This window comes from Allocoleopsis franciscana PCC 7113 (assembly GCF_000317515.1).
GTDB classification, from domain to species: domain Bacteria; phylum Cyanobacteriota; class Cyanobacteriia; order Cyanobacteriales; family Coleofasciculaceae; genus Allocoleopsis; species Allocoleopsis franciscana.
Map to the genome: position 1 here is coordinate 1068087 of NC_019738.1, position 17670 is coordinate 1085756.

The 17670-nt window shown below is 47.6% G+C and carries 11 protein-coding genes; 5 read left to right on the forward strand and 6 right to left on the reverse strand.

Features of this window, described 5'->3' with window-relative positions; all coding sequences use genetic code 11:
- Nucleotides 1–66: 66 nt before the first annotated feature.
- Nucleotides 67–2133 (reverse strand): elongation factor G, encoded by a 2067-nt coding sequence (locus MIC7113_RS04495; protein ID WP_015180984.1) that lies wholly within the window; start codon nt 2131–2133, stop codon nt 67–69.
- A 346-nt stretch (nt 2134–2479) separates the two neighbouring features.
- On the opposite strand from MIC7113_RS04495, the gene MIC7113_RS04500 reads away from it, so the two are divergent.
- The 3 genes from MIC7113_RS04500 to MIC7113_RS04510 all read left to right on the forward strand — a co-directional run bounded on the left by MIC7113_RS04500 (nt 2480) and on the right by MIC7113_RS04510 (nt 3972).
- Nucleotides 2480–3457: a tetratricopeptide repeat protein gene (locus tag MIC7113_RS04500; RefSeq protein WP_015180985.1), complete on the forward strand. Its 978-nt coding sequence runs from the start codon at nt 2480–2482 to the stop codon at nt 3455–3457.
- A 128-nt stretch (nt 3458–3585) separates the two neighbouring features.
- Nucleotides 3586–3741, forward strand: coding sequence for a hypothetical protein (locus tag MIC7113_RS37190; RefSeq protein WP_216596365.1), 156 nt, complete (start codon nt 3586–3588; stop codon nt 3739–3741).
- A 42-nt stretch (nt 3742–3783) separates the two neighbouring features.
- On the forward strand, nt 3784–3972 hold the full coding sequence (locus MIC7113_RS04510; protein ID WP_015180986.1) for a hypothetical protein: 189 nt from the start codon (nt 3784–3786) through the stop codon (nt 3970–3972).
- Between the two features lie 41 nt (nt 3973–4013).
- Here MIC7113_RS04510 and MIC7113_RS04515 read toward each other — a convergent pair whose 3' ends face one another.
- Nucleotides 4014–7007 (reverse strand): calcium-translocating P-type ATPase, PMCA-type, encoded by a 2994-nt coding sequence (locus MIC7113_RS04515; RefSeq protein ID WP_015180987.1) that lies wholly within the window; start codon nt 7005–7007, stop codon nt 4014–4016.
- A 579-nt stretch (nt 7008–7586) separates the two neighbouring features.
- Here MIC7113_RS04515 and MIC7113_RS04520 point away from each other — a divergent pair.
- Nucleotides 7587–8294, forward strand: a complete 708-nt coding sequence (locus MIC7113_RS04520) for a DUF2062 domain-containing protein (RefSeq protein ID WP_015180988.1) — start codon at nt 7587–7589, stop codon at nt 8292–8294.
- An 8-nt stretch (nt 8295–8302) separates the two neighbouring features.
- Here MIC7113_RS04520 and MIC7113_RS04525 read toward each other — a convergent pair whose 3' ends face one another.
- On the reverse strand, nt 8303–9823 hold the full coding sequence (locus MIC7113_RS04525) for a DNA phosphorothioation-associated putative methyltransferase (RefSeq protein WP_041780457.1): 1521 nt from the start codon (nt 9821–9823) through the stop codon (nt 8303–8305).
- Between the two features lie 102 nt (nt 9824–9925).
- Nucleotides 9926–10318 carry a DNA sulfur modification protein DndE gene (gene dndE / locus MIC7113_RS04530; RefSeq protein ID WP_015180990.1) on the reverse strand — a complete coding sequence of 131 codons (393 nt, stop codon included), beginning with the start codon at nt 10316–10318 and terminating at the stop codon, nt 9926–9928.
- 204 nt (nt 10319–10522) lie between these two features.
- On the opposite strand from dndE, the gene MIC7113_RS04535 reads away from it, so the two are divergent.
- Nucleotides 10523–10711, forward strand: a complete 189-nt coding sequence (locus tag MIC7113_RS04535) for a hypothetical protein (RefSeq protein WP_041780458.1) — start codon at nt 10523–10525, stop codon at nt 10709–10711.
- Nucleotides 10712–10743: 32 nt separating this feature from the next.
- On the opposite strand, the gene ctpC is transcribed toward MIC7113_RS04535, so the two are convergent.
- Together ctpC and MIC7113_RS04545 are read right to left on the reverse strand one after the other, a co-directional pair.
- Nucleotides 10744–12045 (reverse strand): carboxyl-terminal processing protease CtpC, encoded by a 1302-nt coding sequence (gene ctpC, locus MIC7113_RS04540; protein ID WP_015180992.1) that lies wholly within the window; start codon nt 12043–12045, stop codon nt 10744–10746.
- 172 nt (nt 12046–12217) lie between these two features.
- Nucleotides 12218–17611 (reverse strand): WD40 repeat domain-containing protein, encoded by a 5394-nt coding sequence (locus MIC7113_RS04545; RefSeq protein WP_015180993.1) that lies wholly within the window; start codon nt 17609–17611, stop codon nt 12218–12220.
- Between the last annotated feature and the right edge of the window lie 59 nt (nt 17612–17670).

Below are 17670 nucleotides of genomic sequence, written 5' to 3' on the forward strand. Positions count from 1 at the left end.
AGCCCCATCGGGAGTGCGTGTTACGGGAGAGATTAGATCGACCTGAGTTCAACGTAAGCGCGATCGCTATTTGCCATTACCATTACCATTGCCACTGGTAGCCAGAACATTTTCAGCCAATTTACCGGGAACCTCCTGGAGATGGTCATACTGCCAGTTGAAGAAACCAACACCCATCGTGAGCGATCGCAACTCAATAATAAAGTCGTGCATCTCCGCCTGAGGTAGATAGCCAGAAACATTGTCCCAACCTGTCCAATCGGAACGCCCTTCATAGCCGAGAATTTGCCCCCGACGTCCGGTGATCAGTTGCAGAGCCTTCGAGGTGAAGTCCTTGGGTACGCACACCAGAATGGTCATGATCGGTTCTAAAAGTACCGGTTCACATTTGGGCATTCCTTCCGTCATGGCTAACCGCGCCGCCTGCTTAAAGGCTTGTTCGGAACTATCAACGTTGTGGTAAGAGCCATTCGTCAGAGTTACCGCTACATCAACCACAGGGAAACCGAGTGGTCCATGCGTCAAATACTCCCGCACCCCAATTTCTACGCCAGGGATGTACTGCTTCGGCACCACACCCCCCACAATGGTTTCCGAGAAGCTAAAGCCTTCGCCACGCGCTACCGGTTTGATATCCAAGTAAACATCCCCAAACTGCCCGTGACCGCCACTTTGATGCTTATAGCGTCCGTGGGAGTTGGTGGGTTTGCGAATCGTTTCTTTGTAGGGAACTCGCGGCAAGTGAGTCGTCATGGGTAGGTTATACTTACGCCGCAGTCGGTCTAAGGCGACCTGAAGGTGAATTTCCCCCTGTCCCCAAAGGATAATTTCGTTGGTATCCCCGTGTTGCTCCCAAGCTAGGGAGGGGTCTTCTTCCAGCAGCTTGGTTAAGGCATTACTGAGCTTGACTTCATCTTTGCGATTTTCGGCGGCGATCGCTAGTGCATAAACGGGTCGCAATGCCTCAGCTTTCGCCTCTTCCATCGTCCCATTGCCCGAATGGTTGGTGAGAGTTTGGCCGGTCTGAATTCCTTCTAAACGTCCAATTGCCACAATCTCACCGGCTGGCGCTTCGGAAACCGACTGCTGTTGCTGACCAAGCATCCGGTACAAACCACCGGCCCGGACTCCATTCAGGACAATTCCATCGGTCAGTTGACCCTGCCAGACACGAACCAGAGAGAGTTTACCGCCTTGAGGGGTGTAGTAGGTTTTGAGTACCTGCGCCACTGCCGTCTCGGAGTTCATATCCAGTCCTCGTCGCTCAGCGGTCGTTTCAGGGGTTGGGGCTTCCCGCACTAGGGCATCAATCAGGTGCCTGACGCCGTAATCTTGTTCCGCAACCCCGATGAAGACGGGCACAATCAAATCTGCCCCCAATTCCATCCTCAAATCTTGGACAATTTCTTCTTGGGGTGGCTCAATTTCCTCTAATAGTTCTTCTAATAGGTGGTCATCAAAATCAGCTAGGGCTTCCAGCATTTCTGCCCTTGCCGCATGTTCTTGTTCTTTTAAGGATTCTGGCAGGGGGACTGGATCAGCAGGCGCACCGGAATGGTAATGAAAAGCTTGTTCTGTAACTAAATCAATAAACCCCAGGAGTTGTTCACCTTGACCAATGGGATATTGATGGGGAATTAGAGGGCGTGTCGAAACCGATTTGAGGGCGTCTAAGATGGCGCGATAAGATTCCCCCCAACCGTCACCATCACAGGTGAGTCGGTCCATTTTGTTGATAAAGACGAGGTGTGGGATTTCCCAATCGTCGAGGAATTTGAATAAAGGAGCAAGGGTCAGGACGCGATCGGTCACCGGTTCACAAACAACCACCGCCGCATCGACACCAATTAGGGCGTTATAAGTTTCTTGTGCAAATTCAATAGAACCCGGACAATCGACAAAGGTGAAGCGGATGTCTTGATGCTGGGTACTCGCCGCGCTGACTTCTACGGTCATTTGGCGATCGCGAGCCTCAGCCGCACCATCCCCTACTGTATTACCGTCTTTAATGCTGCCTTTGCGCGAAATTGCACCCGTGACAAACAACAAACTTTCTAAAAGTGTTGTTTTACCACTTAAATAGGGACCAACAATTGCCACATTACGGGTGGCAGAACTCACTTTTTGGTTCATGATTTCCCCCCAGAATAATAAGGAGTTATGCAGATCATCTGCCGATTGGGGATTTTGATGGGTTGATTTCGGACAGTGACATTCTCGTCTATGTGTCGCCCGCCAGTCTCGCGGAGACTCCAAAATCCTTTTATCCAAAATCTACAATCGGTTGACATAGGTCTTGTCACCTCGGCGAACTTCTCTCTGGTTGAGTCGCCGATGCCAATATGGAGATGTCATTAAACGTATCTGCCTGTGAGATTAGCGCTTCTGTTCGCCATTAAATTAAACTTGCAATGTCTTGTAAGACAAACTTCAATGGAAATTAAGTTAACTTAACTTACGTGAAGAAATTCAGGTTTATATGGATTTAAGCAACAGTTGGAAACGATTTTGTTTCAAAATCAAGCAGAATTTGCCCTATACTCGCTTGACGCTATCCCCTCACGCCTTTATTCTGACGGTTAGCTTTCTGTTATTCAGCACAAGCCTAACCGTGCTCAAACAGCCCTCTACAGCCTCAGCGCAGTCACTCCCAGTGCTGACGCCGACACAACCCGCTGCTGTTGAGTTCCTCAACAAGGGAATTGGGTTGATTCAGCAGGGAAAATTGCCAGAAGCGATCGCCGCATTTCGACAAGCCTCTCAACTCAACCCCCAACTCGCACCCGCCCACTACAATTTAGGGTTAGCCTTGCGGCAATCAGGACAATTACAAGCCTCAGCGGATGCCTTTTATCAGGCAACCCAGGTAGACCCCAATTTTGCTTTAGCCTTTGCTAATTTAGGGGCAGCGTTGTTAGAAGGGAATAATTTACAGCAAGCACGAGATTATTTGACGCGGGCACTTGAACTTGAACCCAACCTTGGTGTCGCTCATTATAACTATGGTTTGTTGCTTTCCCAAGCGGGAGATCAAGAGCAGGCGATCGATCAATTTAAAAATGCATTACAGGTGAGTCCAAATGCTCCAGAACCGGCTTATCATATCGGACTGATTTATTTACAACAGGGCAAAATCGAAGATGCAAAAAAGCTATTCCAACAAGCCCTAAAAATTAACCCCAAATATGCGGAAGCTCATTATAATTTAGGGTCAATTTTATTCAGCCAAGGCAACTTAGATGCGGCGCTTACAGCTTTCCGAAAAGCGGCTGAAAGTAACTCAAACTATCCCAATGCTTACTATGGTGCTGGGTTAGTATTTCTGCGGCAGAACCGATTTAGCGATGCCCAGCAAGTTTTGCAATATGCTAAAATGCTCTATACGGTGCAAGGAAATTCCCAGTGGGCAGCAAATGCCGAGCAGTTATTACAAAAAGCACGTAATTCTACTCCCTAGAGTATCTATTACTTTCTGATTAGATGGGCAGTCGCACCGTAAAAGTACTACCATTATTTAGCTGACTTTGAACTTGAATACTGCCGTGATGTGTTCTAGCGATCGCAGGCGGCATTGTAGGTAATAAGGTGGCTGGGTTGACTGAAGAAGCGATCAAAGAAATTCAGCTAAGCTTGGGGTTAGGAGCTGACATGAAACCTGTTGAATTACCCAAAAATTATTCCTGGGAAGAACTACAGGCCCTATCCAAACCTCAATCCGATAATTTCAGCAATGCTAGCTAAGCCTACTGTTCTAGCCACGTACAGCAAAGGAGAATATTTTTAGTGTTCCAAAACATTTGGGATAGCTTCAATTTGGCGTTGGGTTTGAATGTGGAACCCAAGACACTGACTCTGGGACAAATAGCATTGCGTGCGAGCATCATCTATATCGCAGGACTAGCAATGGTACGCATCGCTGGCAATCAACGCTTTGCAGGTAAACACTTTAGTAGGGAATCAAACTGCTATTGAATTAGCATACTAAGTACTGAATAATCACTTTATTAATGTTGTCAAGACACTTGAGTCCGAGATTTTTCCAAGTTAGCTTTCGATTTTAACCGTATCATCAAGCGCCAGAGTTCTCCCAACCAAAGGATTATCGATGTTCCCGCTGTAACCGTTATCCAATCGCTGAAAGACAAAGGTACGGTTCTGAAAACACTCCCCCCAAACTGAATAATTAGGATTTGACCCAAAAAGATAGTTGCCGCAATAACTATAAATCCTTTGTTTTTAGCTAAATTAGCAAAGGCAGATTGCTTTAATCCTAAACATCGGGCATTAAATAGGTTCCAAAACTGAAACATGACAAATACAGCAAAGAAGACAGAAAGCTCATAAGGCGTTAATCCCTCATCTTTACGAATGTAGAGTAAGAAGCTCACCAGAAACACCAAAAAGCTCAAACCCGTCATAAAAATGTTCTTTGCCATGGAGGTGGAAACAATAAAGGATTCTGGGTTACGGGGAGAGCGTTCCATCACACTCCAGTGAGGGGGTTCTGTCGCTAAAGCTAATGCGGCAAATGTATCCATAATCAAATTAACCCAGAGCATTTGGGTAACGGTAAGAGGAAGCGCTACCCCCAGAAATGGGCCAAGAAAAGCAATACCCAACGCAACGACATTAATGGTTAATTGAAACAGGATAAATCGCTGAATGTTCTCATATAAAGACCGACCCCAAACAATCGCATTGACAATACTCCCAAAAGAATCGTTCAGTAAGATAATATCACTGGCTTCTTTGGCGATCGCAGTGCCACTGCCCATCGCTAAGCCCACATGAGCTTGCTTCATTGCCGCTGCATCATTCGTGCCGTCCCCCGTAACAGCAACAATGTGACCATTTTCCTGTAACAGCTTAACCAACCGAAATTTATCCAAAGGACAAGCTCTAGACAGAATTTTTAACTCTTTCACAGCCCGTTTGGCTTCTTCATCACTCAATTGATTAAATTGTTGACCCGTTAAATGCAAATATCTGTTTTGTCGGCAATCGTCCTCTTGCCAAAGACCAATTTGACGTGCAATTTCTTGAACTGTTTCTGGACTATCTCCCGTCACCACTTTGACTTGAATGCCGGCATCGAGACAAGCCCGAATCGCCTCAGGCACTTCTGCACGTAAGGGGTCAGAAATTGCCACAAATCCTAGCCAAGTGAGAGAATGATCAATGTCATCAATATCCAACTCACTCGCATCGGGAGACATATCCTGATAAGCCAATCCCAGAGTCCGCATTCCCCGTTGTTGGTAAGCTTTTAGCAGAGTCAAAATTTCGGTTTTATCACTTAGGGGAGAGTGACTTTCTTCGGTGAGAATTTGGGAACAGTGTTCTAAAATTACCTCCGGTGCACCTTTAAGATAAAGCACATCCCCACCCGTTACGGATGAAGTTCCCAACGTCCTCATGTATTTTTTTTCAGTCGAGAAGGGGGAACGAGATTTAAGCTGAAAGTGATTTCGATAAGGGATGTAATCGATATCTTGACTATCCAGCCATAACAGTAAAGCGCCTTCCGTTGCATTCCCCAAGAAATGAGGGGGTGAGAGGGGTTTCTTTTCTAAATCCGCCGTGCTGTTGGCGGCGATCGCTTCAGCAATGAAGGCTTGGATAAACTTAAAATCGGGTCGCTGTGGATTCAGTGCAGGAAAGTTAACTTCATGCACCCGCATTTGGTTTTGGGTGAGGGTGCCTGTTTTATCAGAGCAAATCACGGTCGCTGCTCCAATCGTCTCACAAGCGTGCATTCGCCGCACCAGATTATGGGAAGCCGCCATTTTTCGCATACTGTAGGCGAGGGAGAGAGTCACACTCATCGCTAAGCCTTCGGGTACTGCCACGACAATAATGGTGACGGCTACCATAAAATAATTCAGCAAGGCTCTACCCACACTACTGGGTAACCAACTCTCTCCCGCCCCAGGCATTAATCCGAAGGGATAGCCTACCGCAATCCCCAGCGCTAACAGCCCTAAACCAATACCAACTGTTTTGAGCCATTCCACCCAGCGAGAACTTGTTAACCACTGGGGCGGTTCCACCGGAGTGCCAGCGAGTTCAAAGCCATCGTAAACCACGGGTAGCCAAACTTGCAATAGAGCCACAATCACACTCACAATCAGCAGTCCGGCAAAATAAGCCTGTTGCAGGGTAAGACTGAGTTCTCCTGTGGTAAAGCCACGCACCAATAGCGCGACAAAGGTTAACCCAGAAAAGGACAAGCCCACCACCCCAATCAATTTACTGAGTCGTTCGAGTTGAAAATTGAGCGGCGTTTGTTCTCCGGATTCGACTGTCGCCACCGCCATCGCCACTTTCCCGATTTCAGTTTGGTCGCCAACCGCCGTCAGCTCAAATAATCCTTCTCCCTGGTCAACAATCGTACCGCGATAAATTTTATAAGGGGGGTAAGTCGCTTCTTCACGAGCATACGCCTCAGCCTTGGCTTTGGTATACTTTTTAACTGGCTCTGATTCTCCCGTCAGTTTGGATTGATCGAGGTAAAGAGAGATTTCTTCGAGGACTTCTCCATCTGCTGGGATTTCTTGGCCCTGTTCAATATAAACAATGTCACCGACGACCAGCTCTTTACGAGGAATGCTGGTAACGCTACCATCACGGATGACTTTGGAGGAGACTTCATCATAGACTTGGTTGAGAATTTCAAACTCTTGACTGGCTTTATATTCATTAATAAAGGCGAGTGTGGTCGCCAGTAAAATGGCAACCACAATCCCCAATCCTTCCGCGTATTCGCCCTCAATCATACCTACACTGATGGCGATGACAGCGGCAATCATCAGGATACGGATGACTGGGTCTGCAAATTTTTCTAAGAATAACATCCACCAGGGAGTGCGTTCCGGAGGGGTGAGAATGTTGGCTCCGTACTTTTGACGGTTGACCTTCACCTGATGGGACGTAAGTCCTTGATATGGCAGGGTACGAGCACCCTTAACCGGCTCACTAGCGCTATCGCTGACGTTACGAGTAACCATATTCTTGGCGTTGAATAGCAGAGTTGGGGTTTTACAGGGCGTGAGCTTTTAGAGCCTCGGAATCCGCTACCCAGCCAAACTCCCAACCGAATGAATAATCTAGATCTCTAATCGTACTGTCAAATCCACAGTCCGCCGACTTCTGGCGGTAGAGTTAAGTTTTTTATTCTCCGTTTGCTGGAAAAGTTAAGATTCAAAGACCTCTATATCTGCCCCATTAGCTAAGGAGAAAAAATCGAAGAATCTGAAAGCCTTCAGTATAAACTTTGAAGGCTTGATTAACTCTCTATGTTAAGATAGTCGATTACCTAATCAGGCTCTTCTATTTAAACTTGAGTCAGAACTTGGGGAACTAATGGTTGGGCTAGACAATCATAGATATTCTAAATTTTGATAATGAGCCTTCTGGCGCTGAGTTTATTAAGAAAATTAACGATTTCACCGTTTTTACTCATCCATGAGCGTGAGGGATCGGCTCAATCCTTGATCTAAAGTAGAAAAATAACTCCTATTTGACGATCTCCCGATTGCTCCTTTAGGGCAGTGTCATCGGCAATCGCGTGAGTGGAATTCAGAGTTATGGCGGAATGGTGGAGGGTTACTGATTTGTTTACGAAGAAGTCTAGAAAATCCCTGCAATGTCACCCGCAGCACTTACCCTCAGTCGCTAAAACGGCTGCCTCTGGTACTCACACGAGTCGGAGGCACACTCCACGCTACACCCAGGCTTGGCAAACGCACATGGTCAAAAGCAATCGCAAGCCGAGAGGCTCTAAGCCAAGTTGGCGGCGACGTTTACAATATTTTTATTGGCGTTTAGCCCGTTTGCGCGGACAACCAGAATCCCTGGCACGGGGTTTAGCCTGTGGCGTATTTGCTGGATTATTTCCCTTTTTTGGTTCCCAAACACTTCTGGCTGTTTTGCTAGCCTTTCTGTTTCGGGGCAATAAAATCCTAGCCTTAGTTGGGCCTTGGATTAGTAATCCGTTTACTTCTTTACCGATTTATGCATTTAATTTCTACATCGGGAAATGGCTGATCAACGACCATACTTCAACGAATATAAATTGGCGTTCATGGGAGGATCTTAAGGATATTAAGGAGTTAGGGATAGAAATTATCTGGCCTTTGTTTGTCGGCTGCGTGGTTGTGGGGTTTGTCTGTGCCATTATTAGTTATTTCCTCGGTTTGCGGCTAATTCGCCGAGTTCGGACTTCCCACCATGCACGTCAACGACGCAAACGGATGAAATATTTACACCAACAATATCCCGATCAGTACTCATAGATGATCAATCAACTCTTATGACGATTTCGGGCAGACATGAGGAGTTTAACTCGATAAGGGTCAGCATCTTTACGCCAATAGACACGATGTCCCTTAATTTCAGCACAGTGTTCTTTCAAACATTTTTGCCAACCTTTGCGCGTACCAATCGTACTCGTTTCATCCAGTAATCCCCACTTTTCTTCCTGCTGAGTGAGTTTGGCAAACTTCTCATAATCGGGATAATCCGGCATCACAAAAGTTTCTTTGCGGTGCAGGATTGGCGGATTTTCTGAAGTGTCGTAATCGCGGTAAACCACTTGCAAATCCCGCAAGTCAATCTGCATACTCGTGTGCAAAGTAGGATGGGGTTCTATATCAAAGTCGGGATAAAACAGATAAGAAATTTTCGGTACATTAAAGTGGAACTTAACGAGAGTCGCACCATCCATGCGACCAATCGTGCGACTGGCGCACCCTTCGTAAACTCGCAACAGGGGATTTAGGGCTTCCAGTGCGGAAACGTGAACGTAAAGAGCGTTAGGTAACAGTTTACCGATCGCACTTCGTTTGCAGCAATTCGCCATCAGGCGCAAGTCTCCTACACTCACTAACATTAAGTCAGCCGCAGCACAGGCTTGCTTGTAGTTGCCAAAGAGTCCTTTAATATCGTTTTGTAAGACACTTTCCAGGTTGCCAAATTTGGGGCGATGGCTAAACTGCGTTAGCGCCAGGTAAACCAGGATGTCTTGGCGGCGTTTTTCGGAAATGGCATCCCATTCGTTTTGGTCGGTGGCTTGTAAGATAACTTGAAAGGCACGGCGCAGGGTGCCAAATTCAGCCAGAATATCGGCAACGCTGGCGAGTTCGGTGCTAGTGGGGAGGCGTCCACGTTCCGTGACGAAGCCCATTAAGGGGGCGAGGAGTTCTTGGTAGTCCTCAAATCGCTTAATGTTGGCGCGAATTCTGGGAGTCGTGGTGCGGGAACGAAAACGCGATGCGCGAAAGCTTTCGGCTTGGGCTTCATCCCGGAAGACGAAGTAAATTCCCAAGGCGACAGGAATGGCATCGACGTTGAGTACTTGGTCAATATAGACTTTGAGTTCTTCTTGTTCGTAATATTTCTGAAACGTATTGCGGCGGGTGACAATGCCATCCCCATAGGCAATTTGACCGGATGCGCGGTCATCAATTAAGACTTGGGCGGCAACAATCAGAACTTTTTGGGTTAATTCCCATGCTTTGAGCAGGGCTTCCCGGCGTTCGGCGGGGTCTTCGATTACATTGATCACGTAGCCGAGATTAACGATATCAGCGGGGATGAGGGGATTGTCCGGCTGGTAATAGGGGTCCCAACCCGCACTGGTATAGCCTTGGTTCTGCGTGCGATCAATATCGCCACCGTGACCGCAGCCGTAGTCAAAAAAGGGGGTATCTTTGGTTAAGATGGCACTTTCTATTGCCAATCGCACGGGTTTGGAGAGGTCAATCCGGGCGATCGCCGCTCTGTGACGCTCAATTTCAGGGGCTTCTGGGATTGGAGCAACCATAACACCAAGCAAAAGCATTGCAGTTACTATACCCCGTCAAGAGAATTCTAGGCTAGACGAATCATTTAAGCCGATGCTCTGGTAAATAACGGTAATTTGATCTTAGTTTTGAGACGGCAAGGCAACAGCAATTAAGTCTTCAATTTTCTTAATATTAGGGTCACCCGCTAAGTAACCAATACCCCGATGCAAGTGAAGGCGAAATTGAGTAGCCAGAGTTTCTTTGTCCACAGGAAAGCCGTCGTTATGACAGCGCTGTTTGAGGGCAATGATGAGGATATCGGACATTTCTCCGCCGAAGACTTTCCAGGTTAGTTCGACGTTGCTGTTAGCGGGGATTGGGACTGGAGACGGGATAGTGGGTTCGGCAAGAGAACGACAGAATGCCCAACGGCACAAGATGTTCCATTGGTCGATTTTGGTGTTGCGTCTTAGCTTGAGAAGTTGGTCTTTGGCGGATTGGGAGAGTGTAATGCGATCGATTGGGGGTTCCATGATGTCAACTAAGATAGGACTTATGCACAGCCTCTATTTGTAGGGTGCGTAACGGTAGAGTAACGTACCATGAGTGCCATAGATGATGTAGCTGCGTAAGTCCTGTAAGACAGATTTCCTGCCACAAATCTTATCTTGAGAAAAGCTGCTCGTAGCTAAAAGTAATTTAAACCCTTCCAGGTATTCAATAGCAAGATGACTGAAATGAATGATTCACAGAAATGGTATATTGTCAAGCGTACTGATCAGCCATGTGAAATTCTTCCCAGCACTGAAGTAGAAGGGGAAAACGACCCAACCCTTGTAGAGCGCTGGGGGCCGTTTGATTCACAACAAGATGCGATCGCACGTCGAGTCGGACTGATTCGTGCCGGAAAGTGTCAGCCGGCATAGAGGGAAGTTCCCCCTAGCCGGAGCGATCAGGTTTAACGTGTGGAAGATTGTGCTCTGGGGTTTTGTTTGGCGGCAATCTTCTGCTGAAGCACTTCCAGACCTTTAGCATATTGAGGATCGTCTGGGGTGCCGATTTTCGTCCGATCCTGCTGCAACGTCTTACGCTGTGCATCCGATAGTTCTACCACAACATCTGGGGCAATTCCCAACTTGTTAATATCCCGTCCACTGGGGGTGAGATACTTGGCGATGGTCACTGCCAGACCCGATCCATCTTCCAATCCTCGTACTGACTGAACCAACCCTTTTCCAAACGTCTGAGTTCCGATCAGAGTCGCTCGCTTATCATCTTGTAAAGCCCCAGACAGAATCTCACTGGCACTGGCTGAACCTCCATCTACCAGCACCACTAGGGGTTTATCGGTCAGAGCACGACTGTTGGCGACTTGACGATCCGTTTCTCCCTGCCGATCCACCGTCGAGACAATTCCCCCTTGGTCGATCCACATCCGGGCAATTTCAACACTGGCATTGAGTAAGCCACCAGGATTAGAACGTACATCGAGAATATAGCCCGTCACCTGCTGTTTTTCTAACTCTTTGATCGCAGTACGCATTTCCTGCGCTGCATTGGCGCTAAATTGAGTCAGACGAATATACCCAACCTTGCCATTGGGCGAGTTCTTAGACTCGTACCGTACTGGATGAATTTCAATTTTTGCCCGTGTGAGCTGATAATCGATTTGCTTGTTCCCTCGCTGAACAGTTAGTTTGACTGAAGTTCCGGGTTCACCCCGAATCAGCTTGACGGCATCATTGACATCCATCCCCTCGGTACTCTTGCCGTCAATCTTGAGGATCACATCCTTTGCCAGAACCCCAGCCTTAAACGCAGGTGTATCCTCAATGGGGGAAATCACCATCAGTTTTTTCGTTTCCTCATCCTGAGCTAGCTGAATTCCAACCCCGGTGAGTTCTCCAGACGTATCAATCTGCATGTTCTTGAACTCTTGCGGGTCCATGAACCGAGTGTAAGGGTCCTCCAGCTTCTTCAGCATTTCCCGGATGGCTTTATAAGCCTCTTCCTGGTTCGTGTAATTGCGGTTTAAATATTCGTTGCGAACGGATCGCCAGTCCTGTTGATTGAACGTGGCATCTACATATTGCCGATCAATAATTTGCCAAACCTCATCCACTAACTCCTTAGGGCTTTGGCGAAAAACCTCGCTTAAAACAGCTTGGCTTTTAGACAAAAGACCGACAGTTGTCACCGCAACAGTTGTTATTACTAATGCTGTCGCACCAAGAACGAGGCCACGTTTTGTAATTACCATAATCCTTTCACAAGCTGGAGGAAAACTACTGCAAAGGAATTACGCTCACTCTAACACGCCATGCCAGAAAGCGCCTAAGTCTATATATTTATGCAAGCCTGTGGCTTCTAGTCCGGACAATAAGCCTTGCTCAACGATGAGTGGATGCGAGTGAAAGTAATTTTTATAACCATTATCCTTTAGGAGTCTGATCTTGTGGTCGCTCAAGAGACTGACAAAGTTCCCGATCCCGGTGTCTCACTTTAGGATTGTTTTGCAGATAGTACCGCAGCCAGTTACAGCCTTGATCCAACAAATGCTCTAAATTGAAATTCCACACCATCACAGTATTGTCCCGACTGGCAGAAGCGAGTGCTTTACCATCATGACTCCAACTGACGCTCGTCACCCGATCTTGTTGTCCTTCTAGGGTTTTAATCAAGGTATCATCCAGCCGCCACAGTTGTATCCGGTTATCCCAACTGGTTGTTGCCAGAATTTGACCGGTGGGACTAAAGCGAACGTGAGCGACGCTATCGCTATGCCCCTTCAAGGTTCTGATCATTTCTCCCTGGCGACTCCAGAGTTTGACCGTGTTGTCATAACTTGCCGAGGCGATCATCTGGGAGTCCGGTGAAAAACTTACATCTAAAACCCAATTACTATGCCCCCGCAAGGTTTTCAATAATCTACCATCCGCTGTCCACAGCTTTACGGTCTTGTCATCACCAGCAGAGGCTAAGAGTTCGCCATCAGGGCTAAAGGCAACCGCATTAACGCGGAAATCAGAACGATTCTCTCCGTTTGCCGTCTTGCTGTTGAGCGCATCAGGGTGTAAAGAATCGCGATGTTCACTCAATGTCTTAATCAAAACACCCTGACGAGTCCAGAGTTTCACGGTTCCATCCTGACCTGTAGAAGCCAGTCGCTTGCCGTCAGGACTAAAGCTGACACTCAACACCCAGCCCTGATGCCCGGTGATCGTCTTGAGCAAAAGACCCCCGCGAGTCCAAAGTTTCATCGTTCCATCCCGACTCGCTGAGGCCAGAAGTTGACCCTCCGGACTAAAACTGATGCTGTCAATGCGCTCCTTATGCCCCTTTAAGGTGTGGAGTAACTTACCGTTACGAGTCCAGAGTTGCACCGTCTTGTCATCACCCGCCGTGGCTATCAGTTGACTATCCGGTGAAAACGAAACCTCTCTCACTTGCTTTTGAACTGGCAAAATTAGGCGAGACGGGTTATTGAGTCCCCAAAGTCTAATGGTTTTGTCATTGCTGGCGGAGGCTAAGAGTGGAACTGAGTTGAAGGTGGAAGATTGTAACGTTGTCTTGGAACTTTCACCGGGCAACCCGCTAACAGGAGTGGGACTGAAACTGACAGAAGTAACAATATCGCTGTGTCCTGTAAACGTTTGCCGGAGAGTCCCATTCCGATTCCACAGCCTAACCGTATTGTCAGCACTCGCTGATGCCAGGAACTGACCATCGGCACTAAACGCCACAGCCATCACCCATCCTTGATGCTTGGAGAAAGTTTTGATCAGCTTTCCGTTGCGGTTCCACAGCTTTACCGTTTTATCATCGCTAGCTGACGCCAGGAACTGACCATCGGGACTGAACACCACACCGTTTACCTGGCGATTATGCCCTTTGAGGGTTTGCAGTAACTTACCTTGTCTACTCCATAGCTCAATTGTCCCATCCTGACGGGCTGACGCGACCCTCTCACCATCGGGACTAAAGCTGACCCATCTCACGACACCGTGATCACTGTATAACGTCTGAATTAACTTGCCCTTAAGCGTCCAAAATCGAATGGTACCATCCCCACCCGCAGAAGCGATGAGCTGACCATCGGGAGAAAAGCTCACACTATACACCGGACCAACATGACCCCGAAGCAGGCTCACGAGGCTGCCATTGCGACGCCAGAGCCTAATTTTGCCATCCTTGCTACTCGATGCCATCATCTGACTATCGGGACTAAATGAGACGCTCGTCACACTATCGTTGTGTCTGTTGAGAGTAGCAACTAACGTTCCATCGGGACGCCACAGTTTCACGGTGTGGTCTTGACTGGCAGAGGCTAAAAGTTGACCATCGGGAGAAAAGCTGACGTTCCAAACGATATCACTATGCCCCTCCAACCGATTACGCTCCGCAGTGGAGTAAACCGCCTGGGATAGAGCGGTGACAACCTGTAAATGGGTATCAGGTTCTACGGATCGCTCCGCCGTCTCTAAATCCTTGAGGCGTCTTGCGGCTCTCAATCCTTCTAGTAGAGCATCAAACTTTTTATTAGAAACAAACAGGGCTTCTGAAGAAGCACTAATTGCACTCAACTGGGCATTAATCGAAAGGTTGGTAGCCAGTCGTCTTTGAACCTCAGCTCGCCACCCCAAACCACCTGTAGTGATGGCTAAAAGTGCCATGGTCGCACCTATGATACTTGCTCGCAAGCGCTGCTGATGTGCCTGAACCAGTGCCTGTTCACTTCTTTCTAGCTTTGCCACTACATTTAAATGTGCAAGCTGATTATATTTTTGACGAATCGGTTCGACTAGATAATCATGAACTAGCTGATATCGGTCTTGTTGCTCCTCCGGCACCCGGAATACCAAACCAGAACCGACCAGAATCTTTAAGATTAAATCAAGTTTTTTGGGTATTAGTTGTGCTTGTGACCCGTCACAACGGGTTAAGCATTGCTCTGTAAAACACTTGGGTGTAATACCTGTGCCTACAGCCAACTCAGGGATAGTTTTCAACGGACGGGTACCGCGTTCATCGGTTAAAGAGAACAGGACTTGCCAAACCGTATCTTCGTTCTCTTGTCCACAGTCATTGATTACACCCAACAGCGATCGCTCCACCAGGGTGGCTTTTGGATCAGCTCCTAGAGCGTAATATTGCTCTAGCGTCGTAATTTTTTCCGTTTGTAGCTGTTGCCCTACAACTTGTAATTCAATCAGGCGCACGACTCCTGTACTGCCGGCTAAATCTCGCACCAGGGCTGCAATCAGAGATTCTTCTAACTGAAATTGAGAGACGTCGGCTAACGTGCTAATCACGTTTCTTGCATCATCAGGCGAAAGATCTCCTAAGTGGTAGCGAAGCTGTCGATCCAGAATATTGTTGTTAATGGTACTGAGATTACAATAACGCTCACACTCCAACAAATAGTGCAAATAATCTTCTCGCAGTGACAAAATAACTTTTAAGAAAGGCAGATTCAAACACTGCGCCAAAAACTCATAAAACTCACGCCGTTGTTCTAGGTTGGTACAGAAGAAAAATTCTTCAAATTGATCAAAAATTAGAACCGTTAATAATTTGTGTTCCGCAGCAACACGCAACTGTTTCAGGATTTGTTGAAGCCTTGGGCTAGAAATGGAAGGTTGGAAACTGGGAATGGGGGATTGATTTAAGGTTTGCGATTGCGCTTCGCGTAATCGCGCTACGGAGAGAGCCAAGGCGAGCGTTTGTGATCGCAACAAGTTTTCCGCTAACGTAGCGGCTTCTTCGGCACTTACAGGCGGTGTTTCTTCCCCGCCAAGAGTAGCCGGCTGGACTTGAGCTGGGTTAGGTGTGGAACACTGAGCCGACTCGTCATAGACAGATTGCCTGATTTTCAGTTCCAACTCAGGTGAGAATTCTTCTTTTGAACTATTCAACCCTTTAACTTGCCGACTGGCCAATGCGGCTTCTAGACGCCGTTCTAGTTCCCCAAGCCAATCTCTGTAAGCTTTTTGCACAATCGGCATCGCTTCTCTGGCTCCAATAATCCGGGATGCCAAAGCTGGGACTAAACCCGCATTAATCAAGGAACTTTTACCAACACCAGAAGAGCCGTGAATGATGGTCAGTTTATGGTCATTGCGGCTCAAACGTTCGATTAGGCGATTGACATCCGATTGACGCCCTGCTGCTGCAATTTCTAGGGATGATATGCCTCGACCTTGGCGGGTAAACGGTTGTAAGGGAGCCGCACCGAGGAAAGTGGAAAATCCATACTGTTGCTCAATCAAGCGTTGCCGCTGTTTGAGTTCAAACGCTCTCCAATATTGCCGTTGCTCTAGATAGAGCGATCGCAATTCTTCCAAGATGTCAATATAAAGCTGTGGCTGCTTCTTGAGAGCCGTTGGTGACCAATACTCGGCTGTGATCGCCTGTTCTAGATTCGTGATCGCCGGGGTCAATTCACCCAACTGTCGCTGCGCTTTGGCTGAGTATAACAAATACCCTCCTCGATGCAGGGGTTGAGGCGACCCAGACTGAGCGAGGAGGTCAAAAGCACCCCAGGCTAAATACTTGGCGTTCTCCCATTCAAACTGAGCCAACGCCACAACCGCCAAAAAACCATAAGCTTGAGCCAATTGTACTGGGCTGTCTTGGGTTTGAGGGTCTTCCAAAGCGTGTAAGGCCAGAGCCTGTAATTCAGTCCAGCTTTCTAGCTGTTTTAATACCTGACCGAGATGAAGGGTTAACTGAGCCACTAAATCTTGTCGTCTGGCAAGTGTAAATACCTCAATCGCCTTACTAAATGACTCTTTGGCTTGTTCCCACTGGATACGACTGGTGAGCGGTTGCAACTCCGCTTGACGGCAATGACACAACCCGATGTGATGGAAGAGTAGCCCAACACGCTCTAACGATTTTGGATTGTGCCGTCCTCGGACTAGACTTCTTTGTGCGGCGTTAACGTCCTGGGGGTGGGTTTGGGATGTTGGATGGGAAAGGTTCTCCTGAGCTCCTGTGTAGGCTTTCTCCCCCTGTATAAACGCGAACATTGAAGCATTGTTTCCCTGCTCCCACACCGCCCCACTCTGATCTTCTGGCAGCCAAACGTCCAAACTCTTTTGGTACTGCACAAGCGCTACATCGAGCTGATCCCGTGTTAAGGCATCCCGCCCTAAAATAAACTGCCAAGTGGCCCATTGTTCAGGTTCTAAATAAACGCCACGAGTCGTTAAGTCTCGTAACACCGACTCAAGTTCCTGGCGTTGGCGACAACCCGGTGCCAAATTGAGAGCGTCGTTGGACAGAAATTCACTCAAATCGCTCCCCAAAAGCCGGGTAAAGAGTTCATCCGTTGTTTGCTGCCATAAAGCGAGTAACTCGGTGGTGGTCAGTTCAAACTTGATTGAGGTGGCTGCCCAACTCTTAAAATCGGGGGCAAACCGCGTCAGCTTCTGCAAAACCTCATCGGTGATCCACAACACGAGAGGACGGGTTAAATTTTTCCGAAATTCTTCTCGAATTTGGTTCGTCGAAATCAGCACCTGGTCAATGGCTGTTACTGACTCTAGGCCAAACACAATCAACGCCGATGCCTGCGTGCCCGAAAGGATAGAAACAATAGGTCTATATAAGCTTTTAATGGCTTTTCGCAAAACTAGCTCACTCAGCGTGACTCCCGTGAGTGCTTGCAATCGCTGCCGCATTTGCTCTTTGCAAACTTCATAGTTACAGCGAACCAAAATCAGTGCAAAGTGCCCTTCAGAGAGAGTAATTGCCCTGGATAAAGTTGACAGTGAACGCTCATTCAAGACCGCTACTTCTTGTATTCGATTTGGCTCTCTCATTCAATTCATGTTGTGACTGTTACGGGTGCACAATTGCCACTAACTGATTGCTATTCCTT

What these genes read in the sequence shown, in the direction of transcription:
- MIC7113_RS04495 (WP_015180984.1), bottom strand. Translation starts at nt 2,133, where the DNA reads ATGAACCAAAAAGTGAGTTCTGCCACCCGTAATGTGGCAATTGTTGGT.
- MIC7113_RS04500 (WP_015180985.1), top strand. Translation starts at nt 2,480, where the DNA reads ATGGATTTAAGCAACAGTTGGAAACGATTTTGTTTCAAAATCAAGCAG.
- MIC7113_RS04515 (WP_015180987.1), bottom strand. Translation starts at nt 7,007, where the DNA reads ATGGTTACTCGTAACGTCAGCGATAGCGCTAGTGAGCCGGTTAAGGGT.
- MIC7113_RS04520 (WP_015180988.1), top strand. Translation starts at nt 7,587, where the DNA reads ATGGCGGAATGGTGGAGGGTTACTGATTTGTTTACGAAGAAGTCTAGA.
- MIC7113_RS04525 (WP_041780457.1), bottom strand. Translation starts at nt 9,823, where the DNA reads ATGGTTGCTCCAATCCCAGAAGCCCCTGAAATTGAGCGTCACAGAGCG.
- dndE (WP_015180990.1), bottom strand. Translation starts at nt 10,318, where the DNA reads ATGGAACCCCCAATCGATCGCATTACACTCTCCCAATCCGCCAAAGAC.
- MIC7113_RS04535 (WP_041780458.1), top strand. Translation starts at nt 10,523, where the DNA reads ATGAATGATTCACAGAAATGGTATATTGTCAAGCGTACTGATCAGCCA.
- ctpC (WP_015180992.1), bottom strand. Translation starts at nt 12,045, where the DNA reads ATGGTAATTACAAAACGTGGCCTCGTTCTTGGTGCGACAGCATTAGTA.
- MIC7113_RS04545 (WP_015180993.1), bottom strand. Translation starts at nt 17,611, where the DNA reads ATGAGAGAGCCAAATCGAATACAAGAAGTAGCGGTCTTGAATGAGCGT.